General features: G+C 55.6%; 17 protein-coding genes. 7 read left to right on the top strand and 10 right to left on the bottom strand.

All coding sequences use genetic code 11. The features are described 5' to 3' along the window. Positions 1–259: 259 nt before the first annotated feature. The 4 genes from INF58_RS11350 to syd form a co-directional block, all read right to left on the bottom strand. Complete coding sequence (locus INF58_RS11350; RefSeq protein ID WP_063869327.1) at positions 260–709, bottom strand: flavodoxin; 450 nt, start codon at positions 707–709, stop codon at positions 260–262. Between the two features lie 15 nt (positions 710–724). Beyond that, positions 725–1510: a tRNA pseudouridine(65) synthase TruC gene (truC, locus tag INF58_RS11345; RefSeq protein WP_193034956.1), complete on the bottom strand. Its 786-nt coding sequence runs from the start codon at positions 1508–1510 to the stop codon at positions 725–727. Further along, positions 1507–1836 (bottom strand): YqcC family protein, encoded by a 330-nt coding sequence (locus tag INF58_RS11340; protein ID WP_063869323.1) that lies wholly within the window; start codon positions 1834–1836, stop codon positions 1507–1509. The genes truC and INF58_RS11340 overlap by 4 nt, the downstream gene beginning before the upstream one ends. Positions 1837–2468: 632 nt before the next feature. Next, on the bottom strand, positions 2469–3014 hold the full coding sequence (gene syd, locus INF58_RS11335; protein ID WP_193527699.1) for a SecY-interacting protein: 546 nt from the start codon (positions 3012–3014) through the stop codon (positions 2469–2471). A 69-nt stretch (positions 3015–3083) separates the two neighbouring features. Between syd and queF the strand changes: the two genes are divergently transcribed. The 5 genes from queF to xni all read left to right on the top strand — a co-directional run bounded on the left by queF (position 3084) and on the right by xni (position 9499). Beyond that, positions 3084–3926, top strand: a complete 843-nt coding sequence (gene queF, locus INF58_RS11330) for an NADPH-dependent 7-cyano-7-deazaguanine reductase QueF (RefSeq protein WP_193527698.1) — start codon at positions 3084–3086, stop codon at positions 3924–3926. 116 nt (positions 3927–4042) lie between these two features. Next, entirely contained in the window at positions 4043–5407 is a 1365-nt protein-coding gene (ppnN, locus tag INF58_RS11325) for a nucleotide 5'-monophosphate nucleosidase PpnN (RefSeq protein WP_063451916.1), read from the top strand. Between the two features lie 504 nt (positions 5408–5911). After that, positions 5912–7201: an HAAAP family serine/threonine permease SdaC gene (gene sdaC, locus INF58_RS11320; protein WP_063869315.1), complete on the top strand. Its 1290-nt coding sequence runs from the start codon at positions 5912–5914 to the stop codon at positions 7199–7201. 62 nt (positions 7202–7263) lie between these two features. Continuing rightward, positions 7264–8631 (top strand): L-serine ammonia-lyase, encoded by a 1368-nt coding sequence (locus tag INF58_RS11315; protein ID WP_112792728.1) that lies wholly within the window; start codon positions 7264–7266, stop codon positions 8629–8631. Between the two features lie 112 nt (positions 8632–8743). Next, positions 8744–9499: a flap endonuclease Xni gene (gene xni / locus INF58_RS11310; protein WP_193527697.1), complete on the top strand. Its 756-nt coding sequence runs from the start codon at positions 8744–8746 to the stop codon at positions 9497–9499. A gap of 56 nt (positions 9500–9555) precedes the next feature. On the opposite strand, the gene rlmM is transcribed toward xni, so the two are convergent. From rlmM to INF58_RS11290, 4 genes are all read right to left on the bottom strand, one after another. Next, on the bottom strand, positions 9556–10656 hold the full coding sequence (gene rlmM, locus INF58_RS11305) for a 23S rRNA (cytidine(2498)-2'-O)-methyltransferase RlmM (protein ID WP_063451919.1): 1101 nt from the start codon (positions 10654–10656) through the stop codon (positions 9556–9558). After that, positions 10649–11044, bottom strand: a complete 396-nt coding sequence (locus INF58_RS11300; RefSeq protein ID WP_003862756.1) for a DUF423 domain-containing protein — start codon at positions 11042–11044, stop codon at positions 10649–10651. Before INF58_RS11300 ends, rlmM begins: the two co-directional genes overlap by 8 nt. A gap of 39 nt (positions 11045–11083) precedes the next feature. After that, positions 11084–12001 (bottom strand): glycine cleavage system transcriptional regulator GcvA, encoded by a 918-nt coding sequence (gcvA, locus tag INF58_RS11295; RefSeq protein ID WP_063869307.1) that lies wholly within the window; start codon positions 11999–12001, stop codon positions 11084–11086. 349 nt (positions 12002–12350) lie between these two features. Continuing rightward, positions 12351–12578: a YgdI/YgdR family lipoprotein gene (locus INF58_RS11290; RefSeq protein WP_015571738.1), complete on the bottom strand. Its 228-nt coding sequence runs from the start codon at positions 12576–12578 to the stop codon at positions 12351–12353. A 191-nt stretch (positions 12579–12769) separates the two neighbouring features. Between INF58_RS11290 and csdA the strand changes: the two genes are divergently transcribed. Together csdA and csdE are read left to right on the top strand one after the other, a co-directional pair. After that, positions 12770–13975: a cysteine desulfurase CsdA gene (gene csdA / locus INF58_RS11285; RefSeq protein WP_193527696.1), complete on the top strand. Its 1206-nt coding sequence runs from the start codon at positions 12770–12772 to the stop codon at positions 13973–13975. Further along, the gene (gene csdE, locus INF58_RS11280) at positions 13975–14421 is read left to right on the top strand and encodes a cysteine desulfurase sulfur acceptor subunit CsdE (protein WP_063451922.1); all 447 of its coding nucleotides are present in this window, start codon (positions 13975–13977) and stop codon (positions 14419–14421) included. Before csdA ends, csdE begins: the two co-directional genes overlap by 1 nt. Here the strand turns inward: csdE and tcdA are convergent. Together tcdA and mltA are read right to left on the bottom strand one after the other, a co-directional pair. Beyond that, positions 14412–15218, bottom strand: a complete 807-nt coding sequence (gene tcdA, locus INF58_RS11275) for a tRNA cyclic N6-threonylcarbamoyladenosine(37) synthase TcdA (protein WP_193527695.1) — start codon at positions 15216–15218, stop codon at positions 14412–14414. The two genes, csdE and tcdA, sit on opposite strands and share 10 nt — an antisense overlap. 75 nt (positions 15219–15293) lie before the next feature. Beyond that, positions 15294–16391 carry a murein transglycosylase A gene (mltA, locus tag INF58_RS11270; RefSeq protein ID WP_063451923.1) on the bottom strand — a complete coding sequence of 366 codons (1098 nt, stop codon included), beginning with the start codon at positions 16389–16391 and terminating at the stop codon, positions 15294–15296. Positions 16392–16671: the final 280 nt, after the last annotated feature.

Below are 16671 nucleotides of genomic sequence, written 5' to 3'. Positions count from 1 at the left end.
ATTCTGTACAGCACCTGTAGGGTAATCAGAATGAGAGATTGGTGTTTGGTTTTGGTACGGCATCAAGCCGTTTTATAGTGACGAGAAAAGTATATGAAGGAGTGATGCGTTCTCTCACCGTGCAGGAACACAACATTGAAGCATGCAGGGAACGTGGTTTGGGGCATAAGCCCAAAGTGATGGAAGATACTTCACGGAATTGAGGATTTGGTGCGGCTTTGTTGCCGGGTGGCGGCTACGCCTTACCCGGCCTACGAAACTATTTAAGAAGCGTTGCCCAGTGTTCAACCCACGGGTTCGACACGCTTTCCGGTTCAGGGTGCTCACCTGCGTCGATCAGCAGCATCTCGCCGACGCGCTGAGCGCTCTGTTCCTGCAACAGCGCATCGAACTGCTTGCCGCCGCCGCAGAAGTTTGCATACGAGCTGTCTCCCAGCGCGATGATGCCGTAATGCACGTCCGGCTGGTAGCCAAGCCGATCTTTAATCCCCTGGAAAAGCGGCATGATGCTGTCCGGCAAATCGCCCTGCCCCGTGGTCGAGGTCACGATAAGAATGTATTTATCGGCGTACTTTTCCCAGTCTGCCAGCTCCGGATCTTCATAGACCGTGGCTTTATGGCCCTGATTGACGAGGATTGCTTCCGCTTCCTCCGCCACCAGCAGCGAGTTGCCGTACATCGTGCCGACAAAAATACCTACTTCAGCCATGCTTTGCTCCCGTCATTATTGCGCTTGCTGTTCATCCTGAACGTTGCCTGCGGCAAACTCAACCCTTTCATTTTCGGGGAGTTGTCCCAGCCAGCCAAACTGTGACAGCGCCTGCATCCAGACCTCATCCAGCCCCGCACGAATAGTCAGCGGTTCGCCGGTAAACGGATGCGTCAGGCGCAGCTCGCTGGCGTGCAGCATCAGCCGGTTACAGCCAAAATGCTCTGCCGCACTGCGGTTCTGGCGCAGATCGCCGTGCTTGCTGTCGCCGATAATCGGATGGCGCAGGTGCGCAAGGTGGCGGCGAAGCTGGTGCTTGCGCCCGGTTTTGGGCAAAAGCTCAACCAGACCGTAGCGCGTGGTAGAAAATTTGCTGGTCGCCACCGGCAGTTCTGTGGTCGCCATACCGCGATACTCCGTCACCGCAGGCTGCGGACCTTTATCCTCGCGGGCAAATTTATCGGCGATTTTATCCAGTTCCTCCACCAGCGGATAATCCAGCGTGGCGGAATCCGTCAGCCAGCCGCGCACAATGGCGTGGTAGCGCTTCTGGATCTGGTGCTGTTCAAACTGCTGCGACAGCAGGCGCCCGGCCTCGCTGGAAAGTCCCATCAGCAGAACGCCAGAGGTTGGCCGATCCAGACGATGGGCAGTAAAGACGTGCTGACCAATTTGATCGCGCACGGTTTGCATCACCACCACTTTCTCATCGCGATCGAGCCAGCTTCTGTGTACCAGCCAGCCGGACGGTTTATTCACCGCCACCAGCCACTCATCCTGATACAGGATCTCAAGCGTCATGCATCGTCACCGGCGAAAAGCGTATCCAGCTTTTCCAGCTCAACCAGCATAACGTCGCGCGCCGGGTGGGTCGCCTCCAGCGCCATTTCGTAATAGGGAGAGACGGCAAACGCCTGGGGCAACGCGTGTCCCCCTTCCAGCAGCGCGTGCATGCGCGGAATTAATACCCACTGGAGCCATTCGAACGGGGACAGCGTATCCAGACAAAACGGTTGGGTGCTGGCGAACGCTTCTGGCTGCGGCGCATTGTCCTGCCACAGCTGATGCTGGCGCATAAGGGCTTCGATGGCGTGCAATTGCGCACGAACGCTATCGTGATGCGTCATAGTAACCTCAACTGAAAAACGGAATGGCGCGAAGCATAGCATTGCGGAAGGCAGAAATAAAAAAAGGGAGCACTGTAAAAACAGTGCTCCCGGTTCGTTTCGCAGCATTCCAGCTACAATACGTGCTCCCTGCTCATCCGTGACAACTTTTCCTGATGCCCGAAGGCCTGGTCATCCCTTTACCTTTTGCTTCCTGCTCACATCGTCCTGATGTGTAGGTTTCATCCTGAAACGTCCTGGCCATCCTGACCCACCGACCATCCTGACCGGCTCTCGTTCTCCTTCCTGGAGGTGTCCCTTACGCATCCTGCGTGATCCACTTTGCTTCATCCTGAAGCCTTCCTGCGGCGTCGTCCTGACGTGTCCCTGATAAGAAACGCCATCATCCTGATGTTCGTTTCTTGCGTCGGCATCCTGTCGACAGAGATAGAATCCGCTATTCTGCGTCGTCTTACAACCCACCTTGTGCGCAGTGTAAGCCAGGCGAAACGGGCGTTATCGATTAAGAAAATCGCTAACCTGTTGAAAGAAAAGTTAATATTAATCTTAAATCCATAAGACAATGCTAATTGTTTCGGCGATGTCTCACAGAGCGTGTAAGAGATCTCTCACACGCCCAGTAGCATCATGGATTACAGAAGCGGCTCAAGGCGGGTGAGGAAATCCGCAAGTGAAGGCGCGAGAACGTCGCGATTGCGGGTGCCGAGCGTCTCTTTAATCACCTCGCCAGAGAGGTTGCAGACAGAAATGACGTCCAGTTCACTGTCGAGCGTCGCAATAAAGAGAGTCGGAGAGAGCTTAAGGCGTTTTTGCGTGACCAGGTGACCAATGAGGTTTTCCTGAACGCGCTGAAGATCGTCTTCGCTCCAGGTTTGCAGCAGCGTCAGCGGCTGTCGTGCAAAGCATGCCATCATATCCCCGGCAAACTGCGTGGTATAAAACGCATGAAGCGCAGGTTGTACCACAATGTCCATGGCGCGTTCAACCGCATTTACGTTCTGCTCGCCCGCGAACGGTTTCGGTTGCCAGAGTACGTAATCATCCTGCGAAGCGATAATGCAAGGTGACGGCACGCCATATAATTCAGTGCTTTGCGGCCACGTCCCCCGCTTTTCATGCCAGGCATCGCAATAGCGGGTCGTGAAGCTCGTCAGGGCATTTGCAGTTTCGATATCCACCGATTTCTCTCTTCTTGTAAGACAGGATAAACTCAGCCCCTAAGTGTACCTGTAAAGTGGCTATGAAACATGTCTTACGAAAATCATCAGGCGTTAACGGGCTTAACGCTGGGTAAATCGACCGATTACCGCGACACCTACGACGCAAGCCTGCTTCAGGGCGTGCCGCGCAGCCTGAACCGCGATCCGCTTGGCCTTCAGGCCGATGCGCTGCCGTTTGTTGGCGGCGATATCTGGACGCTGTATGAACTCTCCTGGCTGAACGCGCGCGGGCTGCCGCAGGTGGCCGTGGGCCACGTTGAGCTGGACTACGCCAGCGTGAACCTGGTCGAGTCCAAAAGCTTTAAGCTCTATCTCAACAGCTTCAACCAGACCCGATTCAACAGCTGGGACGAGGTTCAGCAAACGCTGGAGCGGGATTTAGCCGCCTGCGCGCAGGGGAACGTATCCGTCTCGTTATACCGTCTGCACGAGCTGGAAGGACAGCCCATCGCCCATTTCCACGGCACCTGCATCGACGACCAGGATATTGAGATAGAGAGCTACGAATTTAGCGCCGACTACCTCGAAAACGCGGCGAGCGGAAAGCGTGTGGACGAGACGCTGGTCAGCCACCTTCTCAAATCCAACTGCCTCATTACCCACCAGCCGGACTGGGGCTCCGTTCAGATTCAGTATCGCGGCCCGAAAATTGACCGGGAAAAACTGCTGCGTTACCTGGTGTCGTTCCGCCACCACAACGAATTCCACGAGCAGTGCGTGGAACGTATCTTCAATGACATCCAGCGTTTCTGCCAGCCTGAAAAGCTGAGCGTTTATGCCCGCTATACCCGCCGTGGGGGTCTGGATATCAACCCGTGGCGCACCAATACCGATTTTGTGTCTGCCACCGGACGGCTGGTACGCCAGTAAGATAAATATTTTCACAATATGCGGGCGGTATTCCGCCCGAAGTGTTGTGAAACGTCATAAGCCAGGGCTATTGTAATCAACAGGGAAAGACGATAATCGTCCCATAAGGAGCTCACTTGATTACACATATTAGCCCGCTTGGCTCTATGGATATGTTGTCGCAGCTGGAAGTGGACATGCTTAAACGCACCGCCAGTAGCGACCTTTATCAACTGTTTCGTAACTGTTCACTTGCCGTACTGAACTCCGGAAGCCTGACCGACAACAGTAAAGAGCTGCTGTCCCGCTTCGAAAGTTTTGATATCAACGTGCTGCGCCGCGAGCGCGGCGTGAAGCTGGAAGTGATCAACCCGCCGGAGGACGCTTTTGTCGACGGGCGTATTATTCGCTCACTTCAGGCCAACCTGTTTGCCGTGCTGCGCGATATTCTGTTTGTTAACGGACAGATCAGCAACGCCGGTCGTTTCCAGCATCTTGATCTGGAAAGCTCCGTTCATATCACCAACCTGGTCTTTTCCATTCTGCGTAACGCCCGTGCCCTGCACGTGGGCGAGGCGCCGAACATGGTCGTCTGCTGGGGCGGTCACTCCATTAACGAAACCGAATACCTGTACGCCCGCCGCGTGGGGACTCAGCTTGGCCTGCGCGAGCTGAATATCTGTACCGGCTGCGGCCCTGGCGCGATGGAAGCGCCGATGAAAGGTGCGGCAGTAGGACACGCGCAGCAACGCTATAAAGATGGTCGCTTTATCGGCATGACCGAGCCGTCGATCATCGCCGCTGAGCCGCCTAACCCGCTGGTTAACGAACTGATTATTATGCCGGATATCGAAAAGCGTCTTGAGGCGTTTGTCCGTATCGCGCACGGCATCATCATCTTCCCGGGCGGCGTAGGCACGGCGGAAGAGCTGCTTTATCTGCTGGGGATCCTGATGAACCCGGCCAACAAAGACCAGGTTCTGCCGCTGATCCTGACCGGCCCGAAAGAGAGCGCCGACTACTTCCGCGTGCTGGACGAGTTTATCGTGCATACGCTGGGTGAAGACGCGCGCCGTCACTACCGCATTATCATTGACGATGCCGCAGAAGTGGCCCGTCAGATGAAAAAAGCGATGCCGCTGGTGAAAGAGAACCGTCGTGATACCGGGGATGCCTACAGCTTTAACTGGTCCATTCGTATCGCACCGGATCTCCAGATCCCCTTCGAGCCGTCGCATGAGAACATGGCGAACCTGAAACTCTATCCGGATCAGCCGGTGGAAGTGCTGGCTGCCGACCTGCGTCGCGCCTTCTCCGGCATTGTGGCGGGGAACGTGAAAGAGGTGGGGATCCGCGCGATTGAAGAGTTCGGGCCGTATAAGATCCACGGTGACCCGGAGATGATGCGCCGTATGGATGACATGTTGCAGGGCTTTGTCGCCCAGCACCGCATGAAGCTTCCAGGCTCCGCCTATATTCCGTGTTACGAAATCATCAAGTAAAGCCTCATTTCCTTCCACTCAAGCCGGATCGTCATCCGGCTTTTTTATTAGTGATGCAATTCATAGCGCTCTTAAATGTTATTAGCAAATCTGACGCCAACGCAAACGATTACCTGGTTTCTGAAACCGTAAATAATCAGCCTTAATCAAAATTACCCGCCAGAAAATACTAAAATCCCATTTCTTTACAGCGAAAGACACCTATCTCGCGGGCCAGCCTTTTCTAAAACATGTTGTTAATGGTAGCCTTCGCGCCCGTAAATTCTCTTTGATGTTTTTTTAACAGATAATTGGTCTAAAGATGCCCACATCATAAGTGGATTATTGCATTTGGGATCGCGATCACTGATAGATTCATAACTAGAATGTATCTTTCCGCCCGCCAATAGTTACGGGCAAAAATTATTAAAAAACCGTCACTGAACGAATTTCATATTACCGTCAGGCACTTTTTCATCGGATTTGACTAAAAACCTGACAATTTGCTTCCTCCAGGAGATACAGATGGAAACCACTCAAACCAGCACCGTTGCTTCGATTGATTCCCGAAGCGGTTGGCGCAAAACGGATACCATGTGGATGCTTGGCCTTTACGGCACGGCAATCGGCGCTGGTGTACTGTTCCTTCCTATCAACGCGGGCGTCGGCGGTCTGATCCCGCTGATCATCATGGCAATCATCGCTTTCCCGATGACCTTCTTTGCACACCGCGGCCTGACCCGCTTCGTGCTGTCCGGTAAAAACCCGGGCGAAGACATCACTGAAGTTGTTGAAGAACACTTCGGCGTCGGCGCAGGTAAGCTGATTACCCTGCTCTACTTCTTTGCGATTTACCCGATTCTGCTGGTTTATAGCGTCGCTATCACCAACACCGTTGAAAGCTTCATGATGCATCAGCTTCAGATGACCCCGCCGCCGCGCGCGATCCTCTCCCTGATCCTGATCGTTGGTATGATGACCATCGTGCGCTTCGGCGAGCAGATGATTGTGAAAGCGATGAGCGTGCTGGTATTCCCGTTTGTTGCGGCCCTGATGGTGCTGGCGCTGTACCTGATCCCACAGTGGAACGGTGCTGCCCTGGAAACCCTGTCTCTGAGCAGCGCATCCGCGACCGGTAACGGCCTGCTGCTGACCCTGTGGCTGGCAATCCCGGTAATGGTGTTCTCCTTCAACCACTCACCAATTATCTCCTCCTTCGCGGTAGCGAAGCGTGAAGAGTACGGCGACGGCGCAGAGAAGAAGTGCTCCAGCATCCTGGCTCGCGCGCACATCATGATGGTACTGACCGTAATGTTCTTCGTGTTCAGCTGCGTGCTGAGCCTCTCCCCGGCGGATCTGGCGGCGGCGAAAGAGCAGAACATCTCTATTCTGTCTTACCTGGCAAACCACTTTAACGCACCGCTGATTGCGTGGATGGCACCGATTATCGCGATTATCGCCATCACCAAATCCTTCCTGGGCCACTACCTGGGCGCACGTGAAGGCTTCAACGGTATGGTGATTAAATCTCTGCGCGGTAAGGGCAAGAGCATTGAAATCAACCGTCTGAACAAAATCACCGCGCTGTTCATGCTGGTGACCACCTGGGCGGTAGCCACCCTGAACCCAAGCATTCTGGGCATGATTGAAACCCTGGGCGGCCCGATTATCGCGATGATCCTGTTCCTGATGCCGATGTACGCGATTCAGAAAGTGCCTGCGATGCGCAAATACAGCGGCCATATCAGCAACGTCTTCGTTGTTGTGATGGGTCTGATTGCCATCTCCGCTATTTTCTACTCGCTGTTCAGCTAATACCTCCTGCGCCGTCTGCGGACGGCGCACTCCTCCCCTCTGACTGAAGCAATGGACGCATCATGATTAGCGTATTCGATATCTTCAAAATCGGTATTGGTCCTTCCAGCTCTCACACCGTCGGACCAATGAAAGCCGGTAAACAATTCACGGATGACTTGATTGCACGCGGCATTTTGCACGACATCACCCGCGTGGTTGTCGATGTATACGGTTCCCTTTCCCTGACCGGTAAAGGCCACCATACCGATATTGCCATTATCATGGGCCTGGCGGGTAACCTGCCGGATACCGTTGATATTGACTCCATTCCTGGCTTTATCCAGGACGTAAACACCCACGGTCGTTTGCTGCTGGCCAACGGCGAGCATGAGGTTGAATTCCCGGTTGACCACTGCATGAATTTCCATGCGGATAACCTGTCGCTGCACGAGAACGGCATGCGCATTACCGCGCTGGTCGGCGATAAAGCGGTTTACAGCCAGACGTATTACTCCATCGGCGGCGGGTTTATCGTCGACGAAGACCATTTTGGTCAAACCAACGGTTCCGCCGTTGAGGTGCCGTACCCGTACAAAAACGCGGCCGATTTACAGCGTCACTGCCAGGAGACGGGGCTTTCTCTCTCCGGCCTGATGATGAAAAACGAGCTGGCCCTGCACAGCAAAGAGGCGCTGGAACAGCACTTCGCTAACGTCTGGGAGGTGATGCGCAGCGGTATTGAGCGCGGGATCACCACCGAAGGCGTGCTGCCGGGTAAACTGCGCGTTCCGCGTCGTGCGGCTGCGCTGCGCCGCATGCTGGTCAGCACCGACAAAACCACCACCGACCCGATGGCCGTCGTCGACTGGATCAACATGTTCGCGCTGGCGGTAAACGAAGAGAACGCTGCGGGTGGCCGCGTGGTGACCGCGCCAACCAACGGCGCGTGCGGTATCGTTCCGGCGGTACTGGCGTATTACGACAAGTTTATCCGCGAAGTGAACGCAAACTCACTGGCGCGCTATATGCTGGTTGCCAGTGCGATTGGCTCTCTGTACAAGATGAACGCCTCCATTTCCGGTGCGGAAGTGGGCTGTCAGGGTGAAGTGGGCGTAGCCTGTTCTATGGCGGCGGCGGGTCTGGCTGAACTGCTGGGCGCAAGCCCTGCACAGGTCTGTATTGCTGCGGAAATCGGCATGGAGCACAACCTGGGACTGACCTGCGACCCGGTTGGCGGACAGGTACAGGTACCGTGCATCGAGCGTAACGCCATTGCCTCCGTGAAGGCGGTGAACGCGGCACGTATGGCGCTTCGCCGCACCAGCGAACCGCGCGTCTGTCTCGATAAGGTTATCGAAACCATGTACGAAACCGGTAAAGACATGAACGCCAAATACCGCGAAACCTCCCGCGGTGGCCTGGCGATGAAGATCGTCACCTGCGATTAAGCCGGTCAGGAAGCCTCGTTTTGCGAGGCTTCTTCCTGTTTTCCCTCAAGCTATTCGTTTCCCCCTGCCGACAGTGATACCCTTTATCCATTAGCTTTAAGGGAGAATATCTGTGGCTGTTCATTTACTTATCGTCGACGCGCTCAACCTGATTCGCCGGATCCATGCGGTCCAGGGCACACCCTGCAAGGACACCTGCCTGCACGCGCTGGAGCAGCTTATTCGCCACAGCGAGCCGACGCACGTCGTGGCCGTGTTTGACGACGAAGCGCGCAACAGCGGCTGGCGACATCAGCGTCTCCCTGACTACAAGGCCGGACGCGCGCCGATGCCGGACGATCTGCACGCCGAAATGCCCGTTATTCGCGCCGCCTTTGAACAGCGCGGCGTTCCCTGCTGGGGCGCGCACGGCAACGAGGCTGACGATCTGGCCGCAACGCTGGCGGTGAAAGTCGCGAGCGCCGGGCATCAGGCAACCATCGTTTCAACCGACAAAGGCTACTGCCAGCTGCTCTCTCCCACGATCCGCATCCGCGACTATTTCCAGAAACGCTGGCTGGACGCGCCCTTTATTGCCGGGGAGTTTGGCGTCTCGCCGCAACAGCTGCCTGACTACTGGGGGCTGGCGGGGATTAGCAGCTCCAAAGTACCGGGCGTCGCCGGCATTGGACCAAAAAGTGCCGCACAGCTGCTGACGGAGTTTCAAAACCTGGAAGGCATTTACGCCCGGCTGGATGAGGTACCGGAAAAGTGGCGCAAGAAGCTGGAGGCACACAAAGAGATGGCGTTTATCTGCCGCGAGGTGGCGACGCTACAGACGGATTTACAGCTGGACGGAAATTTGCAGCAGTTGAGGTTAGAGCGTTAAAACGATTCACGGTTTTGTAGGCCCGGTAAGCGTAGCGCCACCGGGCATTACAGACGTTATCGCTCGTCGCGACGTCCGCCTACGGCCGCCCACCAGCGACGAATGTGCACCGTCACTTCTTCACGATCGTGATACAGCTGTCGTGCCTGGATTTCCGCGTTAATGCCATGTTCGTCCAGCTGCTGCTGAATATAGGCCAGGTTCTGCGACACCTCTTCGTAGCGCTTTTTCATCGGCAGCTTGAGGTTGAAAATCGTCTCACGACACCAGCCGTTTACCAGCCAGGAGGCCATCAGCGCCGCGACTTTCGCCGGCTTTTCTACCATGTCGCACACCATCCAGGAGATGTTGTTGCGGTTCGGGCGATAGCGGAAACCGTCCTCGCGCAGCCAGGTGACCTGCCCGGTATCCATCAGGCTTTGCGCCATTGGGCCGTTATCCACAGAAGAAACCCACATGTTGCGTTTCACCAGCTGATAGGTCCAGCCGCCAGGGCACGCCCCGAGATCGACCGCATACATGCCGTTTGCCAGACGTTCGTCCCACTCGTCGGCCGGGATAAAGACGTGGAACGCCTCTTCCAGCTTCAGGGTTGAACGGCTCGGCGCGTCCGCCGGGAAGCGCAGACGCGGGATCCCCATAAAGAACGGCGAGTTGTTGGTGGTATACGAGTAGCCTGCGTAGCAACACCCTGGCGCAATAAAGAAGATATGCACGACCGGACGCTTTGGCGTTTCGTAGTTTGTCAGCACGCCCGCATCGCGCAGCGCCGCGCGCAGCGGCACAGTGAACTTACGGCAGAACTTCATCAGCTCTTTGCTTTCGTTGGTGTCGGCCACTTCCACGCGTAAATCGCCACCCTTCTCCACCACGCCTTGTAACATGCCCACAATCGGCGTGATGCGATCGTCCGGTGGGAGATCTTTCAGCAGTTCGCCCGCGACAAACATCTGGCGGGCGAAAATCAGCGAGCTGAACGGCAGCTCGCGCGCCAGCTTGTCGGCGTCATCAGGCTGATAGCATTCAAATACCACATAGCCCGCGTTCTCTTTGACGCGAGCAAATCCGAAGACTTCACGCTTCCCCGCTTTATCGGTGATTTCCGCGGCGCACTCTTTCTCAAACCCCGGGCGACAATATAAAACAACCTTATTCATGAACAACGCCCTTGCGTTTCAGACGGATAGCTCCGATAAACATTAATACCCAACCCGCCAGGAAGCTGACGCCGCCGACAGGTGTAACAAACGCCCACAGGCGTAAATGCGACAGCGCCAGGCAGTAGAGGCTGCCGCTGAACAGTACGGTACCCAGCGCCAGAAAGACGCTGCTCCAGTAGAACCAGATGCTGATGCGGCGTTGCATCGCCACCGCCAGCCCAAATATTGCCAGCGTGTGGAACGCCTGATATTCAAGGCCGGTCTGGATCCAGCCCATCTCCACAACGCCCAGAGATTTGCTTAACACATGCGCGCCAAACGCGCCCAGAGCTACAAAAATAAAGCCACTTACTGCGGCGAAAATCAGCATGAATCGGCTGGTCATGTTTAAGTCCTGAATTAATGCGTGCCCGGCACACAAACGTTATTGTTCATACCTGAAGCGGAATTTTTCTTGCTCGCTTGCCGCTTTCGCCAGTATCCACTGCCGGAAAGCGGCTATTTTACCCAGTTCTGCCTGACTGTCATGACAAACCAGATAAAATGCATTCTTGCTGACCAGAACATCGTTAAACGGGCAAACCAGACGGCCTGCCTCAATTTCGGACTGCGCCATCACGTTGTTTGCCAACGCCACGCCCTGTCCGTGAATGGCAGCCTGTAGCACCATCGCGCTGTGGCTAAAAATAGGCCCCTGCTGCACGTTTATATGATTAAGACCTAACTGACGGGTATAAGTTTGCCAGTCGCGACGCGACGCATCGTGCAAAAGCGTATGTTTCGCCAGATCGGCGGGCGTTTTGAGCGCCTTGTCCCCCGTCAGCAGCAGCGGCGAACAGACCGGCAGCAGATATTCTGCGTATAATTTCTCTACACGCAAGCCCGGCCAGTTGCCGCGACCGTAAAAAATCGCCACGTCCACATCATCTGCCAGCTTGTCTTCCTGACGGTCAACGGCCTGGATTCGGACATCGATTCCCGGATAAGTTGAGTTAAAGCTTGAGAGTCGCGGCACCAGCCATTGAATGGCAAAACTGGGCAATAAACTGACCGTCAGGGCACCTTTTGCACTGCGGGCCTGAAGCTTGCGGGTGGCTTCCGTCAGCTGGGAAAAAATCTCTTTAATATCCTGAAAATAGCTCTGCCCCTCTTCGGTCAACAGCAAGGATCGGTTGCGGCGACGGAACAGCTTAAGCCCCAGAAAATCCTCCAGAGACTTGATTTGATGACTTACTGCGGCCTGTGTCACAAAAAGTTCATCGGCTGCGCGGGTGAAGCTGAGGTGGCGTGCTGCTGCATCAAAAACACGTAATGCATTAAGGGGTGGCAATCGCTTGGACATGGTTATCTGGCTTAGATGTTAACGAGATTTAACATATAGGAAACAACGTTTAACCTATTAGTTTTTTTTATCTGAGCCATTATAATTTGTCCGTTGAGGAACTACCAGCAAATACCTATAGTGGCGGCACTTCCTGAGCCGGAACGAAAAGTTTTTTTGGAATGCGTGTTCTGAAGGGCTTTTGGCTTACGGTTGTGATGTTGTGTTGTTGTGTTTGCAATTGGTCTGCGATTCAGACCACGGTAGCAACGCTACCAATTTTTCACTTCCTGTACATTTACCCTGTCTGTCCATAGTGATTAATGTAGCACCGCCAACTTGCGGTGCTTTTTTTTCGCTTATCTCGCTATTAATGCTCGATTTCTTTCATCTCTTTCACATCACTGCGGTTGATCTGCTGTTTGTTCCCGTTAGCATCTTTGTATGAAATCATCCCGGTATCATTATCGGTTGTCGGTTTCCCTTCAGAGACGATAGATCGACCATCGTTGGTATGCATTACATAGTTATTACCAGAACAGGCGCTCAGGGCAAAGGTCAACGCACAGGCAGAAATGATTGCAGCTGTCTTTTTCATGATTATCTCCTTTAGCAATTAATGCTATTCAAACCTCGATTTATAACAGGCTAAAACATCCGCCTAACACTATTTAGCATAACCTGCTTTTTCAGACTCGCCAGGATAAGCAGACAAATCTGATAGATATCAACTTCCTTGCCCTGTCGATAAATTTGCGCGACGATCGAAGAATCGATATGAGGAATTCCATGAACGCTTTCAGTCCTGCGCAGTTTCGCGCACAGTTTCCCGCGCTGGCCGATGCCGGTATTTATCTTGATAGCGCCGCCACGGCCCTTAAGCCGCAGGCGGTGATTGAGGCAACCCGCCAGTTTTACAGCCTGAGCGCCGGGAACGTACACCGCAGCCAGTATGCCGAAGCGCAGCGCCTGACGGCGCAATACGAAGCCGCACGGGATCAGGTCGCGCGCCTGATCAATGCCGACAGCGGTAAGAGCATCGTCTGGACGCGCGGTACCACCGAGGCCATTAACATGGTGGCGCAATGCTACGCGCGTCCGTTGTTGCAGGCCGGAGATGAAATCATCGTCAGCGAGGCAGAGCACCACGCCAACCTGGTGCCGTGGCTGATGGTGGCTGAACAAACCGGGGCGCGCGTTGTAAAGCTCCCGCTGGGTGCAGACCTTCTGCCGGACGTGGCGCGTCTGCCGGAGCTGATAACGCCGCGAAGCCGTATTCTGGCGCTGGGGCAGATGTCCAACGTCACCGGCGGCTGCCCGGATCTGGCGCGCGCCATTAAAATTGCCCATGCCAGCGGCGTGGTGGTGATGGTCGACGGCGCGCAGGGAGTGGTGCATTTCCCGGCTGACGTTCAGGCGCTGGATATCGATTTCTATGCGTTCTCCGGGCACAAGCTGTACGGGCCAACCGGTATCGGCGCGCTGTACGGCAAACCTGAACTGCTGGCCCGGATGACGCCGTGGCTCGGCGGCGGCAAGATGATTACCGAAGTGACCTTCGACGGCTTTAAAACTCAGGATGTACCTTACCGCCTGGAAGCCGGTACGCCGAACGTGGCCGGGGTTATCGGCCTGAGCGCGGCGCTCGAATGGCTCACAGAAACGGACGTGGTTCAGGCTGAAAGCTGGAGCCGGGGCCTGGCGACGCTGGCGGAAGAAGAGCTTAAAAAACGCCCGGGGTTTCGCTCGTTCCGCGTACAGGACTCCAGCCTGCTCGCCTTTGACTTCGCGGGCGTACACCATAGCGACATGGTGACGCTGCTTGCCGGGTACGGCATTGCCCTGCGTGCCGGACAGCACTGCGCCCAGCCGCTGCTGGCAGCCATGGGCGTGAGCGGCACCCTGCGCGCCTCGTTTGCACCGTACAACACAAAAAGCGACGTCGACGCGCTGGTTTCCGCCGTCGACCGCGCCCTGGAATTACTGGTGGATTAATGACACATTCAGCCTTAGCCGGGCACCCGTTCGGCACCGTTATCACTGAAGAGACGTTGAAACAGACCTTCGCCCCGCTCACGCAGTGGGAGGATAAATACCGTCAGCTGATCCTGCTGGGTAAACAGCTTCCCACCCTGTCAGACGATCTGAAGTCACAGGCGAAGGAGATCGCTGGCTGCGAGAACCGCGTCTGGCTTGGGTTTAGCGTATCCGGTGAGAAGCTGCATTTCTTCGGCGACAGCGAGGGACGCATCGTTCGCGGCCTGCTGGCGGTGCTGCTGACCGCCGTCGAAGGGAAACGCGCCGCAGATCTGCTGGCGCATTCTCCGCTGGCGCTGTTTGATGAGCTGGGACTTCGCGCGCAGCTTAGCGCCTCGCGCGGTCAGGGGTTGATCGCGCTCAACGACGCGGTGCTGGATGCCGCACGTCAGGCTCAGGCCTGACGTTCTGCCTTCGCCATCATCTTCTTCAGGGCGTGAGAGACCGCTACAAAGCCGAAGGAGGCGGTCACCATGGTGGCCGCACCGAACCCAGAGGCGCAGTCCATCCGCTTTGGCCCTTCCGCCGTGCTTTTCATCGCACAGACCGAACCATCCGCCTGCGGATAAACCAGCGCTTCGGTAGAGAACACGCAGTCCACGCCCAGCTTGCCTTTGCTGTTCTTCACCACGTTGAAGTCGCTTTTTAGGCGCTCGCGCAGCTTAGCGGCCAGCGGATCCTGAATGGTTTTCGCCAGGTCAACCACCTGGATCTGAGTCGGATCGATTTGTCCGCCTGCCCCGCCGGTGGTCACCAGCGGCACCTTATAGCGACGGCAGTAAGCGATCAGCGCCGCTTTCGGGCGCACGCTGTCGATGGCGTCAATGACGTAGCTGTAGCCTTTGCTCATGTGCTCCGCGACGTTATCTGCCGTCACAAAGTCGTCAATCACCGTTACGCGGCACTCCGGGTTGATCAGACGAATACGCTCCGCCATCACCTCAGACTTCGCCAGACCGACATTATCACGCAGGGCGTGGATCTGACGGTTAGTGTTAGTGACGCAGACGTCATCCATATCAATCAACGTAATTGCGCCAATGCCGGTTCTCGCCAGCGCTTCTGCCGCCCACGAACCCACACCCCCAATGCCCACCACGCAGACATGCGCATCCGCGAACAGTTGCAGGGCTTTTTCACCATATAACCGTGCCGTGCCGCCGAAACGCTGGCGCCAGGCATCGCTGATTACCACAGACATAAAACCTCAGATGTAAAAAGGGTGAGGTATTCCTCACCCTGAACCGTAATCCGTCTTGCGCTCAGAATACCACAATCAGCCGCTGAATACGTTTCCGGTACCCGGCGCAGTCTTCAGCACCCACACGCGTCCGTAGTGGTTATACCAGCCTGCACGGTGCCCGGCATCCGGGCCGATGCCCTGGTAAATATCGAAGTGCTGGCCTTTGATCGCCCCGCCCACGTCCAGCGCCACCATCAGGCGCAGCTCATACTTGCCGTTGAACTTGCCGTTGTTGTCGAGGAGAGGCACTTCCGCCAGCAGCGTGGTGCCCGCCGGGATAATTGAACGATCCGAGGCCACCGAGGCGCGGCCAATCAGCGGTACGGCGCTAGCCCCTTTCACCGGCGCAAAGTTTTGCGGCTTGAAGAAAACAAACGATGGGTTCTGCTCAAGCAGTTCACGCACTTCCGCTTCGCTGTGCTTTTCGCCCCACTCGCGGATCGCCTGCATCGACATGTCTTCTCGTTTCACTTCACCACGGTCGATGAGCACCTTACCGATGCTGCGGTAGGCATGACCGTTTTTCCCGGCGTAGCTAAAGAAGTTCAGCGGCGAACCGTCGCCAAAATCAATATAACCGCTGCCCTGCACGTCCATGATGAAGTTATCCATCAGCGAGTTGCTGTAGGCCAGCACGTAATTTTCACTAAGCGCGCCGGCGTAGATCTCGGCGCGAGACGGCAGACGACCGCGTTTTGGCGGCATACGGTAAATCGGATACTGAAATTCACCCTGACGCGTGTGTCGCGCCTGGACAACCGGCGTGTAGTAGCCGGTAAACTGGACGTTACCGTAGTTATCGGCCCCTTCCATCTGCCAGGCATCAATACCAAACTGGCGCATATTGCGCGTATCACCGCCCGCCTTCAGCCAGTCCTGTACGGCACTATAAACGTTGTTCTGTGCGCCATACAGGCGCGGCGACGCTTTGCGGATCTGGTACACCTGCTCGGAGAAATCCCCGGCATTGATTGGAGCACCCACGGCATCGGGCTGGTTAACTAAAGAGAAAGGCTGGGATAACTTCCCGTCTTTATACTGTTGACCGCGATCGGTCGGTTTGGAAGAACAGGCCGCAAGAATCGCTACCATTGCGCCTGTCATCAGATACTTCGCCCAACGTCCTTTCATTATATCTCGTCTTTTAGTTGCCCATTTCCGCGTGATGAAGATAACAAACCCACCGTATGAATGAAATGCAATCGCCTTCCCTTTGGCAAATTCTGGACAAAAAATAGTCCGAAGTGGCTATTCCCGTTCATTTTGCATACAAAATAATGAATTATGCGAAAAAGGGGTTGCATCACAAACCTATCCGAGTATAGTGCGCTTCCACGGACGCGGGGTGGAGCAGCCTGGTAGCTCGTCGGGCTCATAACCCGAAGGTCGTCGGTTCAAATCCGGCCCCCGC

This window comes from Enterobacter cloacae complex sp. P24RS (assembly GCF_014982165.1).
Lineage (GTDB): Bacteria > Pseudomonadota > Gammaproteobacteria > Enterobacterales > Enterobacteriaceae > Enterobacter > Enterobacter quasihormaechei.
The sequence above is the reverse complement of the archived record's forward strand: the minus strand, read 5'-3'. Positions and strand labels throughout refer to the sequence as shown.

Coding starts and splice junctions, on each gene's coding strand:
- truC (WP_193034956.1), bottom strand. CDS start 1,510: ATGACGCTTGAGATCCTGTATCAGGATGAGTGGCTGGTGGCGGTGAAT.
- csdE (WP_063451922.1), top strand. CDS start 13,975: ATGACACATTCAGCCTTAGCCGGGCACCCGTTCGGCACCGTTATCACT.
- sdaC (WP_063869315.1), top strand. CDS start 5,912: ATGGAAACCACTCAAACCAGCACCGTTGCTTCGATTGATTCCCGAAGC.
- rlmM (WP_063451919.1), bottom strand. CDS start 10,656: ATGAATAAGGTTGTTTTATATTGTCGCCCGGGGTTTGAGAAAGAGTGC.
- INF58_RS11315 (WP_112792728.1), top strand. CDS start 7,264: ATGATTAGCGTATTCGATATCTTCAAAATCGGTATTGGTCCTTCCAGC.
- INF58_RS11350 (WP_063869327.1), bottom strand. CDS start 709: ATGGCTGAAGTAGGTATTTTTGTCGGCACGATGTACGGCAACTCGCTG.
- csdA (WP_193527696.1), top strand. CDS start 12,770: ATGAACGCTTTCAGTCCTGCGCAGTTTCGCGCACAGTTTCCCGCGCTG.
- mltA (WP_063451923.1), bottom strand. CDS start 16,391: ATGAAAGGACGTTGGGCGAAGTATCTGATGACAGGCGCAATGGTAGCG.
- INF58_RS11290 (WP_015571738.1), bottom strand. CDS start 12,578: ATGAAAAAGACAGCTGCAATCATTTCTGCCTGTGCGTTGACCTTTGCC.
- INF58_RS11300 (WP_003862756.1), bottom strand. CDS start 11,044: ATGACCAGCCGATTCATGCTGATTTTCGCCGCAGTAAGTGGCTTTATT.
- gcvA (WP_063869307.1), bottom strand. CDS start 12,001: ATGTCCAAGCGATTGCCACCCCTTAATGCATTACGTGTTTTTGATGCA.
- tcdA (WP_193527695.1), bottom strand. CDS start 15,218: ATGTCTGTGGTAATCAGCGATGCCTGGCGCCAGCGTTTCGGCGGCACG.
- INF58_RS11340 (WP_063869323.1), bottom strand. CDS start 1,836: ATGACGCATCACGATAGCGTTCGTGCGCAATTGCACGCCATCGAAGCC.
- queF (WP_193527698.1), top strand. CDS start 3,084: ATGTCTTACGAAAATCATCAGGCGTTAACGGGCTTAACGCTGGGTAAA.